This window comes from Leifsonia sp. 10L418, assembly GCF_056395445.1.
Genome location: NZ_JBFTJN010000001.1, coordinates 582,554 through 596,882 on the forward strand (window position 1 = coordinate 582,554; position 14,329 = coordinate 596,882).

Here is a 14,329-nt window from a genome sequence, read left to right on the forward strand (position 1 = left end):
CGAAACAGGCTGGGTCCGTGATCGGTAGGATCGGCAGAGTGGTTTTCACCCCTGATCCGCGCATTCGTGTCGCGATCCTCGGCCCCGTGCTGGTGGCGGGACGCAACGGCGTTCTCGTCCCGCCGTCGGGCGCGCTCGGACAGAGCCTGATTCGATCGCTGGCGCTGGCCCGCAACCACGCGCTGAGCACCGATGCCCTCATCGACGACCTCTGGGGCGACGAACCGCCGGGCAACGCGAAGGCGGCCCTTCACACCCTGGTTTCCCGCCTGCGCGGAGTGATCGCCGACGACCTCCTTCTCTCGACACCCACGGGTTACGCCCTCGCGTTGGATGCCGACGAGACCGACGCCGGTCTGGCCCGCGCCCTGCACACCCAGGCTTCAGCATCGGCCACCACCGATCCGGCAACAGCGCTCGCGCTCGTCGACGAAGCACTCTCACTCTGGCGCGGCGGAGCCGACGACGGGTCTCCCGCGCTGAGTCAGCTGAACTCCTCGCTCACGCGCACCCGGATTGAAATCCTGATCGCACTCGGCGAGAACGCGGCAGCGCTGGCCGACATCGACGCGATCCTCGCGATTGATCCGCTCGATGAACAGCTGACCCTCGCGCGGATGAGCAGCCTCGCCGCCATCGGCCGCACCACTGACTCGCTCCGGCACTTTGCCGTCTACCGCGCACTGCTGAGCGAGCAACTCGGAACTTCCCCGTCCCGTGCCCTCGTCGACTTCAATGCGGCGCTTCTGCGGGCCGACGACGCCGCTGACGACGGCGCCGACCGCACGCGTGACGCGCCGGCCGCTCGCGCGGCTGCGACGCCGCGCCGTCGCATCGGCCTCCGCCTTGCGCCCAACCCGCTGATCGGCCGGGGCGATGACCTCGCTGCCRTCGAAGATCTGCTCCACCGCGCCCGTCTCATCACCGTCCTCGGCCCCGGCGGCCTCGGCAAGACCCGACTGGCGCAGGAATTGGCACACCGTTCGAACGCCGCGTCGGTCGTCGTGGTTGAGCTGGCCAGTGTCGGCAGCGACGACGACGTGACACTCGCACTCGCGACGACACTGGGCATCCGGGAGCGCTCGGCCGGGCAGCGCCTGAGCGAGGGTCCGGCCGGCGACCTGCGCTCTCGCATCGTGGCCCAATTGGCCGAGCAGGAGACCCTGCTCGTTGTCGACAACTGCGAGCATGTCATTGACGGCGCGGCCGGTTGGGTCGCAGACATTCTGGCAAGCACGGCGAGCGTGCGCGTTGTGGCGACGAGCCGCAGCCCGCTGGCCATCGGTGCCGAGCGGGTCTATCCGCTGGGTTCCCTTTCCAGCGACACCAACAGCGACAGCGACACCGACAGCGACACCGACACCGACACCGACAGCGACGCCGACCACGACGAACACCATCCCGACGAGCAGCACAACGGCCCGGCCGTGCAGCTCTTCATCGACCGGGCCACCGCCGCGCGTCCGGGCGCTGTACTCCCCCGTGACGTAATTGCCCGGCTGTGCACCAAGCTCGACGGGATGCCGCTCGCGATCGAACTTGCCGCGGCGCGCATCCGTTCGATGTCGGTCGAGGAGATTGAGCGCCGGCTGCAGAACCGCTTCGCCCTGTTGACGACCGGCGATCGGTCCGCGCCAGAGCGGCACCGCACATTGCAGGCCGTCATCGACTGGAGCTGGAACTTTCTGTCGCCCGGCGAGCAGACCGCGCTGCGCCGACTGTCCCGATTCGCCGACGGTTTCGGTTCCGACGCTGCAGAATTCGTCGCTCCGGGGCCCGAGATTGTCGACCTGCTCGACGCACTGGTCCGGCAGTCGCTGCTCAGCGTGAGTGAGAGCCCTCCCACCGGTCAGTCGCGGTATCGCATGCTCGAAACCGTGCGCGAATTCGGGGCCATTAAGCTGGCGGATGCCGGTGAGAGCGCTGCCGTGCAGCAGTCGATGTTCCGCTGGGCCGAGGCGTTCTGCCTCGAAAACTACCCGCAGCTTGATGGGCCGGCCCAGCTCGAGAGCTACCGTCTCATCGAACTCGAGCACGACAATCTGCTGGCTATCCTGCGGCTCGCCGTCGCGGCTGAGCACCCCGACACCGTCGTGAGCGTGTTCGCGGTGCTCGCCCAGTTCTGGACGATGCGCGGCAATCACAGCGAGGTCGCCACGTTCGGCGAGATGATTCTCGCGGTCACCGCCCGCTACAGTCCGGATGCCGCCCACACCGACGTCGCGGCGGCCAGCCTGATTTCGCTCGCGACGATCTTCTCGGTCACCAACGACCGTGCCGCCGCGCCGGCGCTCAGCGGCCTCCGAAAAATCCTGAGATCCGGCGCGCCGCTCCGCCCGCGTCTGGGCGCCATCGCCGGTTTTCTGCTCGCTCCGGGCGGACCGACCGGCGCGATCGGACACCTCGAGTCGATGCGGCACTCCGCCGATGACTCGGTCGCGCTCGTCGGTTCTCTCGTGGTGTCGCAGCTCGCCGAGAACGACGGCGACTTCGAACGAGCGGATGAGGCGGGCCGCACAGCCTGGAGCATCGCGTCGGCCCGCGGCGACGTGTGGGCCGCGTCGATGGCGGCCTCGATGGTCGCCCAACTCGCAAGCCAGCAGAATCACCCCACCGAATCGTTGCTCTGGTCGGCCAGGGCCGAGGTGGGCCTGCGTGCGTTGAACGCAGAGGAGGACCTGCATCAGCTCGAGTGGATGCTCGGCGCCAATCTGATCAGCCTGGGCCGACTCGACGAGGCCCGCGTCGTCTTCGACCGCTACCTGAACGCATCCGTCGTGAACTCCCGCAACGTCGACCTGCGGTCGATCGGGTTAGCCGGGCAGGCCGAACTGGCACGCGCCGAAGCACGCTATGAGGATKGGGCCCGGCTGTACCTCGAGACGGTGTGCACATTCGAGGGTGCCCGGGATCGCGGATCACCCTGGTTTCTGATGGCCACGGCCGGACTCATCGCGGCCTGGATCACCGACGAAACCGGCAAACCTGCAGAAATCGCCCGGCACGCCGGGATCCTGCGCTCCCGCGTTCTGGCACAGAAACGTGCACGGCCAGAATTCGTCGACAAGCCGGTGCTCGGCACCGCGGCCCTCGGCTACGCACTGTGGGCACTCAGCCAGAGCGCGCACCGCGACCTCGGGCTCGAACTCCTCGCCGTGGCTGAGGGATTGCACTCCCGTCAGGATCTGCCGGTGCTGCATCTCGACATCCATCTCGCGGCCGCCGAGAAGACCGTGGGGGCAGAGGCGCTCGCTGCTGCACGAGAGCCTGTCGCCGTCTTGTCACTCGGCGAACGAGCGAATCGTGCGCACGAGCTCTTCGCGCGGCGGCTCGACGCGCAGCCGCAACCATAAACGCAGTCGACGTACGCAGTTGCCGCGACGGGAAAAACCCCGGCCGCCACGCATGCGTGACGAACCGGGGTTTTCGACGAACCGGAATCTGCCGACCGCTAGGCCTTGAGCATGTAGGCCCTCACCGTCAGCGGCGCGAAGATCGCCACGATCACCGCGGCACCGATCAGCGCGAACGCCGCATCCGGACCGAGTGTTCCCGAGGTGGTGACCTCACGCACCGCGGTGACCAGGTGCGAGACCGGGTTCATGTTCACGAATCCCTGCAGCCACTCCGGCATGGTGTCCACCGGCACGAACGCGTTGGAGAGGAAGGTCAACGGGAACAGGATCAGCATCGAGATCCCCTGCACGCTGCTCGCGGTGCGTGCGATCACGCCGAAGAAGGCGAAGACCCAGCTGATCGCCCACGCGCAGAGAATCACCATCACCGCGCCCATCAGCACGCCGCCGAGTCCGGCTTCGGGCCGGAAGCCCATGATGTAGCCCATCACGAAGGTGAGCGTGGTGGCGATCGCGTAGCGCACCGTGTCGGCGAGCAGCGCGCCGGCGAGCGGCGAGATGCGGGCGATCGGGAGCGATTTGAACCGGTCGAAGACTCCCTTGTCCATGTCCTCGCGCAGCTGCACACCCGTCACGATCGACGTGGTGATGACCGTCTGCACCAGAATTCCGGGGATGATCACGGGCAGGTAGCTCTGCACGTCACCCGAGATCGCGCCACCGAAGATGTAGGTGAACATGAGCGTGAAGATGATCGGTTGCAGGGTGACGTCGAAGAGTTGCTCCGGCGTGCGCTTGATCTTAAGCAGGCCGCGCCAGGCCATCGTGAATGAGTTGCGCAGCGACTGCTCGAGGCTGACGCGATTGCCGAGGGTGCGGCCGGCACCGGGTGCAATCCGGCCGGGGGCTGGTGAAGTGGGATCCAACCGTGCAGAAGTTGCTGTTGTGGCGCTCATGCGCTGATCCTTTCGGGGTCTGATGCATGCGCATCCGTGTCGGTGACGCCGTCGGCGTCGCTGTTCTCGTCATCGGCAACGCCATGGCCGGTGAGCGCGAGAAACACCTCGTCGAGCGACGGCTTCTGCACCGAGACCTCGCTCAGCCGGATGCCGGCCTCACGCAGCACGACGAGCAGGTCGGTCACGCGATCCGGATCGCTCATCGGCGCAGTGAGGGTCGCGTCGTGCGGGGAGATCACGGATTGCACACCGAGCAGCGAGTGGATGGCCAGGCGGGCGTCCTCGAGGTCGGCCGCGTCGGTGAGGCGCAACTGCAACGACGACTCGCCGACCGAGGCCTTGAGCTCGTTGGCGGTGCCCTCGGCGACGACGATTCCGCGGTCGATCACCGCGATCCGGTCGGCGAGCTGATCGGCCTCGTCGAGGTATTGGGTGGTCAGCACGACGGTAGAACCGGTCGCGACGAGGCGACGGATGGTGTCCCACATCTGCGCCCGGGTGCGCGGGTCGAGGCCCGTGGTCGGCTCGTCGAGAAAAATCAGGGGCGGCTGGGAGATCAGGCTCGCCGCGAGGTCGAGTCGACGGCGCATCCCGCCGGAGAAGTTCTTGAGCGGGCGGGATGCCGCCTCGGTCAGCCCGAACTCCTCGAGGAGCTCGGCCGACTTGCGCTTGGATGCCGCACGGCTGAGCCCGTGGAGCCGGGAGAACAGCACGAGGTTCTCAGTGGCGGACAGAGTTTCGTCGACCGACGCGTACTGGCCCGTGACGCCGATGAGCTGCCTCACGATCTGAGCTTCGCGCTGAACATCGTGGCCGAAAATGGTCGCGGAGCCGGCGTCGGGCCGCAGCAGAGTGGCGAGCATTCGAATCGTGGTCGTCTTGCCTGCACCGTTCGGGCCGAGCACGCCGTACACGGTGCCGGTGCGAACCGAGAGGTCGATCCCGTCGACTGCGCGGTTTCCGCCGAACGCTTTGACGAGTCCGTGGGCCTCGACGGCCCAGTCGCTGGTGTTGGTTGTTGTCATGGCTCCATGCTGGAGCCGGGCGCTCACGTGGCGCTTGCATGACGCTTTCATGGCGCTGACATCGCGCCGGCCTGCTACTCCCGGCTCGGTAGCTCACCGCCTTGGCGGCCGCAGTTGCTCGAACGAGCACGACCGATCTTGCACATGCTCAGCACATCTTCGGGGGTGCCGACCTACGATAGAACCGTGACTGCATACGTCTCGGCTCTCGACCTGTTCTCCATCGGAATCGGCCCATCCAGCTCCCACACCGTCGGCCCCATGCGGGCCGCCCTCACCTTCGCCGAACATCTCACCGAGACCGGGCGTCTCGACGAGGTCTCGCGCATCAGCTGCACCCTGTACGGCTCGCTCGGCGCGACCGGGCTCGGACACGGCACCCCCGACGCCGTGATCGCCGGTCTCGCTGGGTTCCGACCCGAATCCTGCGATCCCGATGATGTGCGCGCAGCCTGGACCGGCCTGGAAGAGGGAGCGACGCTGTCGGTGCTTGGCCGCCGCAGCATCCCGATCAGCAAAGACGACGTGAGCTTTGAACCGCGCACCCGTCTGCCCGGGCACCCGAACGCGCTGACGCTCTTGGCCTGGAGCGAGACGGATGCGCTGCCCATTTTCGAGGAGACCTACTACTCGATCGGCGGTGGGTTCATCCGCCGCGACGGCGACACGCTCGGCCAGGCCACCCCGATTGTCACGCAACCGATGCCGTATTCGTCGAGTGTCGAGCTGCTCGCGCTCTGCGACAAGCACGACCTCGACATTGCCGGAGTCGCGCGCATCAACGAGGAGTCGATTCACGGCCAGGAGAAACTCGACGCGGGCCTCGACGCCATCTGGGATGCCATGCACGTCTGTGTGGAATCCGGGTTGAAGACGAGCGGCACGCTCCCGGGCGGCCTCAAAGTGAAGCGCCGGGCTGAGGCGATTCGTATGCAGCTTGAGGAATATGACAGCCTCCCGCAGCGCGAACGCGACACCTCGACCGAGTGGCTGCACGCCTTCGCCCTCGCCGTGAACGAGGAGAACGCGTCGGGCGGTCGCGTCGTGACGGCGCCGACCAACGGTGCGGCCGGCATCATCCCGGCCGTCGGTCACTACTATCTGCGTTTCGTTCCGGGTGCGGATGCCGCGGGTCTGCGTCGCTACTTGCTGACGGCCGTGGCGATCGGCTCGCTGGTCAAAGCAAATGCGTCGATCTCCGGTGCAGAAGGTGGCTGTCAGGCCGAGGTCGGCTCGGCGTGCGCCATGGCATCCGGTGCACTCTGCGCCGTTCTCGGCGGCACCCCGCGTCAGGTTGAGAACGCGGCAGAGATCGCGATGGAACACCACCTCGGCCTGACCTGCGACCCGGTCGGCGGACTCGTTCAGGTGCCCTGCATCGAACGCAACGCCATCGCCTCGTCGACCGCGGTGTCGGCGGCCCGGCTCGCCTTGCACGGCGACGGCACGCACCTCGTCTCGCTCGACACCGTGATCGAGACCATGCGCCAGACCGGCCTCGACATGATGACCAAGTACAAAGAGACGAGCGAAGGCGGGCTGGCGGTCAACGTCATCGAGTGCTGAGGCGCACCGCGCGCTGAGGACGATGGGATGTCTGAAACGCTCGGCACCTCGCACTCACCCCTGACAGACCCCCTGATCAGAGGACTGTCGACACCGCAGCAGATGCCGTAGGCTGACGGAACATCTCTGGGGGACATCATTCGTTACGCACCGTCGCGCCGAAACGCATTCGTCATTGCCGCTGTCGCGGCACTCTTCACGTTGTCGGCTTGCGCCGGCACTCCAGCACCGGTTGTGACAGTCACTGTCGCCCCGAAGCCTGTGAAAACAAGCACTCCCACGGCGGTTCCGTCCGCGACACCGGCACCGACCGTGGAACCGGCCCCGGTCGAAGAGCCTGAACTCGTGCCGAACCCGGCGGTCGGCCAGCCGATCCCCAACGCGCCGGCCCCGATCGTGGAGCCCGGACCGGCCGTCGATCTCGGCGAAGCCCCGGGTGCCCGCGGCTCGACGACCAGCAACGGCGACGGCAGCCTGAGCACCTACACGGTCGTCGAGGGCGACACCTTCTTCGACATCGCGCAGCGTTTCGATGTGCCCGTTCAGCAGTTCTTGCACATGAACCCATCGGTGCCCGGTCTCGGCGAAGACATCTATCTCAAGCAGGTCATCAACCTCGACTGGACGACGAAGCGCTAACTTCCTCGTTGGTCGAGCTTGTCGAGACCTCGGACTGTCGATCCGCAGACCCGATGACGTTCAGAAATCGGCCCGACTGATCTCGACGGCTCGATCACCGACACGCCCGCCAGCCGAGCGCGGAATACAGTTGAGACCCTGGTGCGTTGCAGCATTGGATGAGAACGCAGGCTGGGAGGCTCCGTGAGCGATGATTCTTGGCTGAGCGATGCTGAACGGCGCCGACTGAGCAAAAAACAGAACGACAGCGCGATCGTCGCGGCACTCGCCTTCACCGGCCTCGTCGCATCCTTCATGATGACCTTGGTCACCCCCCTGCTGCCGGAACTGCCCCATCTGCTCGGCGTCTCACAGGCCGACGCCATGTGGGTCGTCACCGCCACGCTTCTCGCCGCCGCTGTCGCAACACCGATCGGCGGCCGGCTCGGCGATCTCTACGGCAAGCGACGGATGATGCTGGTGCTGCTCGGCAGCCTGATCCTCGGGTCATTGATCGCCGCGTTCTCCTCCACCCTCATCCCGCTCGTGATCGGCCGTGCGCTGCAGGGCGCCGGGCTCGGTGTGATCGCACTCGGCATCAGCATCCTGCGTGACGTGCTGCACCGCGATCGCCTTGGCAAGGCCATTGCGCTCGTCAGCGCGACCCTCGGCATCGGCGGTGCGGTCGGTTTGCCGGTCTCCGCTCTCATCTCCCAGTTTCTCGACTGGCACATGTTGTTCTGGGCGTCGGGAACGCTCGGGGTGATCGGTTTCATCCTCGTTTTCACGCTTGTTCCGGTGAGCACACTGCGAAGCGATGGCACGTTCGACTACGTCGGAGCGATCGGATTCGCGGTCGGCTTGGTCGGCATCCTGCTCAGCGTCTCGAAAGGGGCGATGTGGGGATGGACCAGTCCGCTCACCCTCGGGATCGGGCTCGGCGGCGTTGCGGTGCTCGGGCTGTGGATCCTCTTCGAGCTGCGCACTGCAAGCCCGCTGATCGACATCCGGGTGGCGATGCGGCGATCGGTTCTGCTCACCAACCTCGCCTCGGTGACCGTCGGCTTCGCATTCTTCGCTACGGCCGTCGCGCTGCCGTTGCTGCTCGAGTCGCCCACCGATACCGGTGTTGGTTTCGGGCAGAGCATGTTGATCGCGAGCCTCTGTCTGATGCCGAGCGGCCTGGTGATGTGGGCGATGTCGGGCACGGCGGCCCGGCTCACCGACCGGCGCGGCGCCCGCACCAGTTTGCTGATCGGTATCGCCGTGATCACCCTCGGCTATGCCCTCGCGATCGGCTTGATGACCGAGGTGTGGCACACGGTGCTCATCGCAACCCTGGTCGGTTTCGGTGTGGGCTTCGCCTATGCCGCGATGCCGACGCTGATCATGGCGGCGGTGCCGGCCTCGGAGACCGCGGCATCGAACGGTCTGAACTCGGTGATGCGTACCCTCGGCTCGACGACTGCAAGCGCGGTGATCGGCGTCATCCTCTCGGTGAACATCGTCACGGTGAATGGGGTGACAACTCCCAGCACGTTCGCGTTCCAGCTAACCTTTGCCCTCTGTGCCGGAGCCGCGCTGATCGGGCTGGTGCTGACGCTGCTGCTCCCCCGCCGTCAGCCGCAGTACGACACGGCGAGCCTGCCCGTTCAGACGTAGGAGGGGTTCTGCTGCGCGGCCTCGGTCGGCCCGTCTGTGAGGAATATGACCGTTTCGGTGATTGAGGAGCAGCCGACGGAGGAGGCCGCGTCTCGAAACCAAGCGAGCCGACCTCTGAACGTGGGGCGCGTCTGAGGGCGGTCCGGCGGAGGCCACTTCGACAAGTTCAGTACATCGCTCGAGACGGCCGCGGGTGGCCTCCTCGACCAGAGAGAGGGTGACGTCCGCCGCGGCCAGACCCGTTCCGGTGGTCGAGCTTGTCGAGACCGGGTGCGCCGAGCCGTGGGCGGTGGGTGCGTTGTATGGGGCGTCCGGCGGAGGTCACTTCGACAAGCTCAGTACATCGCTCGGCAGGCTCGACCACTGGTCAACCGGCCCGTCGGGCGGGCGAAGGCCCGGCTGGTTTCGGCGGGAACAGTTCCAGCATGAGCGGGCTCTTGCTCGGCATCGGGATCGGTGTCTGGTCGGCATCGAGGGTGGCCGGTGGGATGAGCCAGTAGTCGGCTCCGGTGCGCCGGACGTGCCAGCCGTTGTTGTGGAGCAGCAGGTGGTGGGCTTTGCAGAGCAGGATGCCGTCGGCGAGATCGGTTTTGCCGTGTTCGGCTTTCCAGTGGTCGATGTGGTGTGCTTCGGTCCAGGAGGCGGGTCTGTCGCAGCCGGGCCAGCGGCAGCCGCCGTCGCGGGCGGCCAGCCCAGTGCGTTGCCGTGCGGTGAAGAGGCGTTGGTCGCGGCCGACGTTGATGCATTGACCGTCGTCGTCGAACTCGACGCCGGTGAGTCCGGAGCAGAGTAGGCGGTTCACGGTTTCCATCGAGACCGGATCGGGGTGCCCCTCGATCTGCCCGTGCCCGATTCGAACGAGGTCACTGCCGGGAGGGTCGGCGCAGGTGGGGGTCGGCCCGGCTGAGGATCCGGTCGATGAGGATCCGGTCGGTGAACCGGTCATGCCCGATCCGACCGCGGCTGCTCCGGTCGGTGCAGACCCGGTTGAAGAATGGCCCGCCGAGGATCCGGTCGGCGGCTGACCGTCGGCCGCGTGACCGACCCGGTTCCGGAAAGCCGGGCCCGGGATCGTGTGGGCGAGGTCTCGTTCGGTGACGAGCACCCGCACGGTCGGCCGGCGGCCGAAGAACACGGTGTTCGGGTCGGCCTCGGCCGCGATCTGCAACAGCGCCAGGATCGTGTCCGCGGCGATCTGCTCGATGCTGCGTTCGTCGTCGCGGAGGGCGTCGGCGCGGGCCTGGGTGCGCGGGTCGACGAAGCGGGGTCCGCCGCGGCGCGGCGACGTCGCGCCGTCGACGATCAGCTCGACGAGGCGGCCGTCCTCCGGCGGCAACAGCGCCGACACCCGATACATGCCGTCGGGTTGGCGCCAGATCCGAAAGCTGCGGGCATCCCGCTGGGTCTTCTCCCGCCGGGCGATCCCCTCCGCATCCAATTGGTCGCGGAGCCGCCGGGCCCGGCGGAGCAACTGGTCGGCGTTCAGCGTCCCGGCCTCGCCGAGCAGGAACTCGGCGGCGGCGGCAAGCTTGTCGGCGGGCACGCCCGGGTCGATGTCGCCGAGGCCCTTCCGAATCGCCTCCGCCGCATCCACCGACAGGGTCCCGGCCCGCACCGCCCCGGCGACCACGGCCAACCACGGGGCGGCCAGACCGGCCAGTGCGGCCCGCTGCTCGTCGGTCAGGGAGTCCGGGTCGGCCTGCCGCAGCTCGTGCTGCAACTCTTCGTCGGCCTCCGTCTGGGTGAGCAGGGTGCCGACCGCGACCAGTTTCACCGCCTCGGCCCGGGTGCCGCCCGTCGCCGACTGGATCAACTCCACCGGCGAGAGGAACCCGTTCCGTTGCGCCAACCCCGAAAACCCGAGCTCCCGGGACGAGCGGCGGGCGATCTCCCCGGCCGCCCACGCCGCATGCGTCTCAAACGACCGCCGGATCAGGCCGAGCTGCGTCTGCGACTCGAGCAGGTCCGCATCAGAAAGTGCCGCATACGCGGCCGCGCCGTCACCGATCCGGGCGACCGCCGAGGCGGCGTCCCGGAGTTGATCAGGCAGAGGCTGATCGGTGAGATTTTGCATACTCCCAGACTAGAAAAAGGGAGAGAGTCGAAACTCGGGTACCGCAGATCCGTGAGCAACTTCCCGACCCACCCACCTGTGGAGGAGTGTTCCGGCACCGCACCGATCGACCGGCAGGCGGTGGTCGAGCCGGTCGAGGGGACGCACCCAGGTCTCGAGACCGGCCCACCGGGTCTCGACAAGCTCGACCACCGGGCGGGTCGCGCACTCGACCACGGGCGGGTCGCACACTCGACCACGGGCGGGTCGCGCACTCGACCACCGGGCGGGTCGCACACTCGACCACGGGCGGGTCGCACACTCGACCACGGGCGGGTCGCACACTCGAGCGCCCGAGGCATTCAAGGTGCGGAGGCAGTTCTTAGAGGAATCTGAGACCCGCTGTCACAGACTCAATCAGTTGGCCACGCGACATCCGCGCGCCAGCAGAAATGAGTGAAGTGACGGTGACAACCTCCGGGCCCGATGTGTCGACACAGCAGCGGATGCTCCCGTTGCGACCGCTCGCCCACCCGTGGGCGATCACGATGGTGAGCGTTCTCGCCCTCTGCGCAGTGATCGGATTCGGTCTGCTCGTCGCCCGCACGCCCGGGTGGTCGGCCTCCGAACTCGGCATCGATCAGTGGCTGAGCCTGCACCACACGCCCGTTCTCGACAGCGTGGCGCTCACGATCGCTTGGCTGTTCGATCCGGCGATGGCGTTGGCCATCACGCTGGTCTCGGCAATTCTGATCGGGCTGGTCACCCGCAATCCCGCCCGCGTCCTCACGTTCCTCGGCATGATCGCCGTCGCCTGGGGCGGCAGCGAGCTGATCAAGTGGATCGTGCAGCGACCGCGACCGGACGCCTCCCTGTTGGCGCATCCGTTGCTCGCCGAGCACTCATTCGGCTACCCGAGCGGGCACACCTGCTTCGTCGCAGCCCTCGGCCTGGCTCTGATCTTTGTGGCGCGGGATCACCCGTCGCGCCCGCTCGTCATCACTGTGGCGGCCCTCGCAACGGTGCTGGTCGCCGTGTCCCGCGTCTACCTCGGAGTGCACTACCCCACGGATGTCCTGGCCTCCATCGTCTACTCGACCGCGGCGTCTGCACTCGCCCTCGTCATCTGGCTGCAGTTCGTACTACCGCACTTTCCGGCCGTGCTCAGGGACCGGTCGCCGCTGCGATCCTGACCGGCTGCGCTGACCAACGGCGCTGACCGGAGTCGCGTCTGTCCCGGCCCGCGGCCCGTGCAGTTGGATAATGTTCACGAGGCGAAGCGAAAGGAGGGGCACCCGATGACAACGACGAAGCCCCGGCTGCTTCTCATCGAAGACGACGCAGAGCTCGGCCCGCTGATCACGGGTGTGCTCGCGGAATCCTACGACGTCGAGTTGGTCGCCGACGGACAGACCGGTCTCGATCTCGGCATCCGTGACGAGTTCGACGTGCTCGTGATCGACCGCCGGCTTCCGAGTCTCGACGGTCTGAGCATCGTGCAGGCCTTGCGCTCGCACCGTGTGACCACGCCGATCCTGTTGCTCACGGCGCTCGGCACCATTGCCGACAAGGTCGACGGGTTGGATGCCGGCGCCAACGATTACCTGGTCAAACCGTTCGATTTCGACGAGCTTCTTGCCCGCCTCCGCGCGCTCACCCGCGAGTTCACCGCTGAGGGGCCGGCCGTCGACATCGGCGAGTGGACCTTCTACCCCGATGACCACAGCATCCACTCTCCGCACATCGGCCGCATCCTGCTGACGCCGCGCGAATCGGACCTGCTGCGACTCTTCGCGACCCAGCCCGATCGCACCTTCAGCCGGGAGCAAGTCTTGAGCGCTGTCTTTCAGGTCGGCGAGCAGCCCGGCACCGTCGACACCTACGTGCACTATCTGCGCCGCAAAACCGACAAGGACATCGTGCTGACCGTGCGCGGTCGCGGCTACCGGTTGGGCCAGCTATGAACCGGTCGCGCCGCCCGGCTCCCGACAGTGATGCCGTCGCGGTCGGGCGCGCGTCGCGAATCATCGGCTGGCAGATCACCGCGGGGGCGACGGCGATTGTGCTGTTCCTGGTGGTGGCCTCCTTCATTTTTGTGGTCAATCAATCGCAACCGAGTGAACTGCTCGAGAAACCGCAGCCCGGCGAGAGTCGCATCTACATCGATTCGACGGCCGTGCTCGTCGCTCTGATCGTGGTCGGCATCGTCGCCATCGCGATCGCGGGCGTGCTCAGCTGGGTGGTCGCCCGGCGCGCGGTGCGTCCGCTCGGTGAGGCGCTGCGGATGCAACGGAGTTTCGTCGCGGATGCGAGTCACGAACTCCGCACCCCGCTCACCGTGCTCGACGCACGCATTCAGGTGCTGCAACGCGGGCTCGCCCCCGAAAACCCGATCTCGCCGGCCGTGGCGGACATCCGTCGGGACACGCTCGCGCTCGTCGCAGTCGTGAACGACCTGCTCCTCGTTGCGGCGAGTGAAACGCCGGAGGCAGCGACGCCCGTGATCGACGTTGTTCCCGTAGTCGCACAGGCCGTGGAGTCGATGCGTGTGCTCGGCGATCAGCGGGGCGTCCGGATCGATTTCATGCACGAGTTCGTGCACGATCGAGCGCACGCCCATCATGATGGCGGCGAGGTCCCGGCGAGGATTCCGGCGGCAAGTATCCAGCGCTGTGTCGTCGCCCTGCTCGACAACGCCATCGCTCACTCGCCGAACGGGTCGCGAGTGTCGGTGTCACTTCATACGTCGAAGTCAACGTTCGATCTCGTTGTCGCCGATCAGGGTGCCGGTATTCAGGGCATTGACCCGTCGCATGTTTTTGACCGGTTCGCGCATTCGACCGCGCCGGACTATTCGTCGTCGACGCAGCGCAGCGGCTTTGGAATCGGGCTTGCCCTCGTGCGCGACATCGCCGTGCGGAACGGCGGAAAAGTCGAGCTGCGTGAGACCTCGCCGGCCGGAACGACGTTCGTGTTGACGTTGCCGACGGCGCACTGAGCCGCCCCGCACCACTTCTTGGACGTTTCTGGGAACGCATCCGCTCAACTGGTGAGACACGGGCGCACACCGCGCCCCCTCTGCGAAACGGA

General features: G+C 67.1%; 10 protein-coding genes. 7 read left to right on the forward strand and 3 right to left on the reverse strand.

From position 1 onward, the window contains the following. Positions 1–38: 38 nt before the first annotated feature. Entirely contained in the window at positions 39–3,353 is a 3,315-nt protein-coding gene (locus AC1DCF_RS02710; RefSeq protein WP_477209661.1) for an AfsR/SARP family transcriptional regulator, read from the forward strand. A gap of 98 nt (positions 3,354–3,451) precedes the next feature. Here the strand turns inward: AC1DCF_RS02710 and AC1DCF_RS02715 are convergent, their stop codons facing one another. Beyond that, on the reverse strand, positions 3,452–4,312 hold the full coding sequence (locus tag AC1DCF_RS02715; RefSeq protein ID WP_441791033.1) for an ABC transporter permease: 861 nt from the start codon (positions 4,310–4,312) through the stop codon (positions 3,452–3,454). Beyond that, on the reverse strand, positions 4,309–5,340 hold the full coding sequence (locus AC1DCF_RS02720) for an ATP-binding cassette domain-containing protein (protein WP_477209662.1): 1,032 nt from the start codon (positions 5,338–5,340) through the stop codon (positions 4,309–4,311). The genes AC1DCF_RS02715 and AC1DCF_RS02720 overlap by 4 nt, the downstream gene beginning before the upstream one ends. A gap of 186 nt (positions 5,341–5,526) precedes the next feature. On the opposite strand from AC1DCF_RS02720, the gene AC1DCF_RS02725 reads away from it, so the two are divergent. From AC1DCF_RS02725 to AC1DCF_RS02735, 3 genes are all read left to right on the forward strand, one after another. Next, on the forward strand, positions 5,527–6,906 hold the full coding sequence (locus AC1DCF_RS02725) for an L-serine ammonia-lyase (RefSeq protein WP_477209663.1): 1,380 nt from the start codon (positions 5,527–5,529) through the stop codon (positions 6,904–6,906). Between the two features lie 261 nt (positions 6,907–7,167). Next, positions 7,168–7,545, forward strand: coding sequence for a LysM peptidoglycan-binding domain-containing protein (locus tag AC1DCF_RS02730; RefSeq protein ID WP_477209664.1), 378 nt, complete (start codon positions 7,168–7,170; stop codon positions 7,543–7,545). A 183-nt stretch (positions 7,546–7,728) separates the two neighbouring features. Then, positions 7,729–9,186: an MFS transporter gene (locus AC1DCF_RS02735; protein WP_477209665.1), complete on the forward strand. Its 1,458-nt coding sequence runs from the start codon at positions 7,729–7,731 to the stop codon at positions 9,184–9,186. Between the two features lie 367 nt (positions 9,187–9,553). Here AC1DCF_RS02735 and AC1DCF_RS02740 read toward each other — a convergent pair whose 3' ends face one another. Beyond that, complete coding sequence (locus AC1DCF_RS02740) at positions 9,554–11,260, reverse strand: HNH endonuclease signature motif containing protein (RefSeq protein WP_477209666.1); 1,707 nt, start codon at positions 11,258–11,260, stop codon at positions 9,554–9,556. A gap of 440 nt (positions 11,261–11,700) precedes the next feature. Between AC1DCF_RS02740 and AC1DCF_RS02745 the strand changes: the two genes are divergently transcribed. From AC1DCF_RS02745 to AC1DCF_RS02755, 3 genes are all read left to right on the forward strand, one after another. Further along, the gene (locus AC1DCF_RS02745; RefSeq protein ID WP_477209667.1) at positions 11,701–12,432 is read left to right on the forward strand and encodes a phosphatase PAP2 family protein; all 732 of its coding nucleotides are present in this window, start codon (positions 11,701–11,703) and stop codon (positions 12,430–12,432) included. 105 nt (positions 12,433–12,537) lie between these two features. After that, positions 12,538–13,203 carry a response regulator transcription factor gene (locus AC1DCF_RS02750; RefSeq protein WP_477209668.1) on the forward strand — a complete coding sequence of 222 codons (666 nt, stop codon included), beginning with the start codon at positions 12,538–12,540 and terminating at the stop codon, positions 13,201–13,203. Then, the gene (locus tag AC1DCF_RS02755) at positions 13,200–14,237 is read left to right on the forward strand and encodes a sensor histidine kinase (protein WP_477209669.1); all 1,038 of its coding nucleotides are present in this window, start codon (positions 13,200–13,202) and stop codon (positions 14,235–14,237) included. The genes AC1DCF_RS02750 and AC1DCF_RS02755 overlap by 4 nt, the downstream gene beginning before the upstream one ends. Positions 14,238–14,329 lie beyond the last annotated feature (92 nt).

Excerpts from the sequence above, each read along its gene's own strand:
- AC1DCF_RS02720 (WP_477209662.1), bottom strand. The coding sequence starts at position 5,340 with ATGACAACAACCAACACCAGCGACTGGGCCGTCGAGGCCCACGGACTC.
- AC1DCF_RS02750 (WP_477209668.1), top strand. The coding sequence starts at position 12,538 with ATGACAACGACGAAGCCCCGGCTGCTTCTCATCGAAGACGACGCAGAG.
- AC1DCF_RS02715 (WP_441791033.1), bottom strand. The coding sequence starts at position 4,312 with ATGAGCGCCACAACAGCAACTTCTGCACGGTTGGATCCCACTTCACCA.
- AC1DCF_RS02740 (WP_477209666.1), bottom strand. The coding sequence starts at position 11,260 with ATGCAAAATCTCACCGATCAGCCTCTGCCTGATCAACTCCGGGACGCC.
- AC1DCF_RS02755 (WP_477209669.1), top strand. The coding sequence starts at position 13,200 with ATGAACCGGTCGCGCCGCCCGGCTCCCGACAGTGATGCCGTCGCGGTC.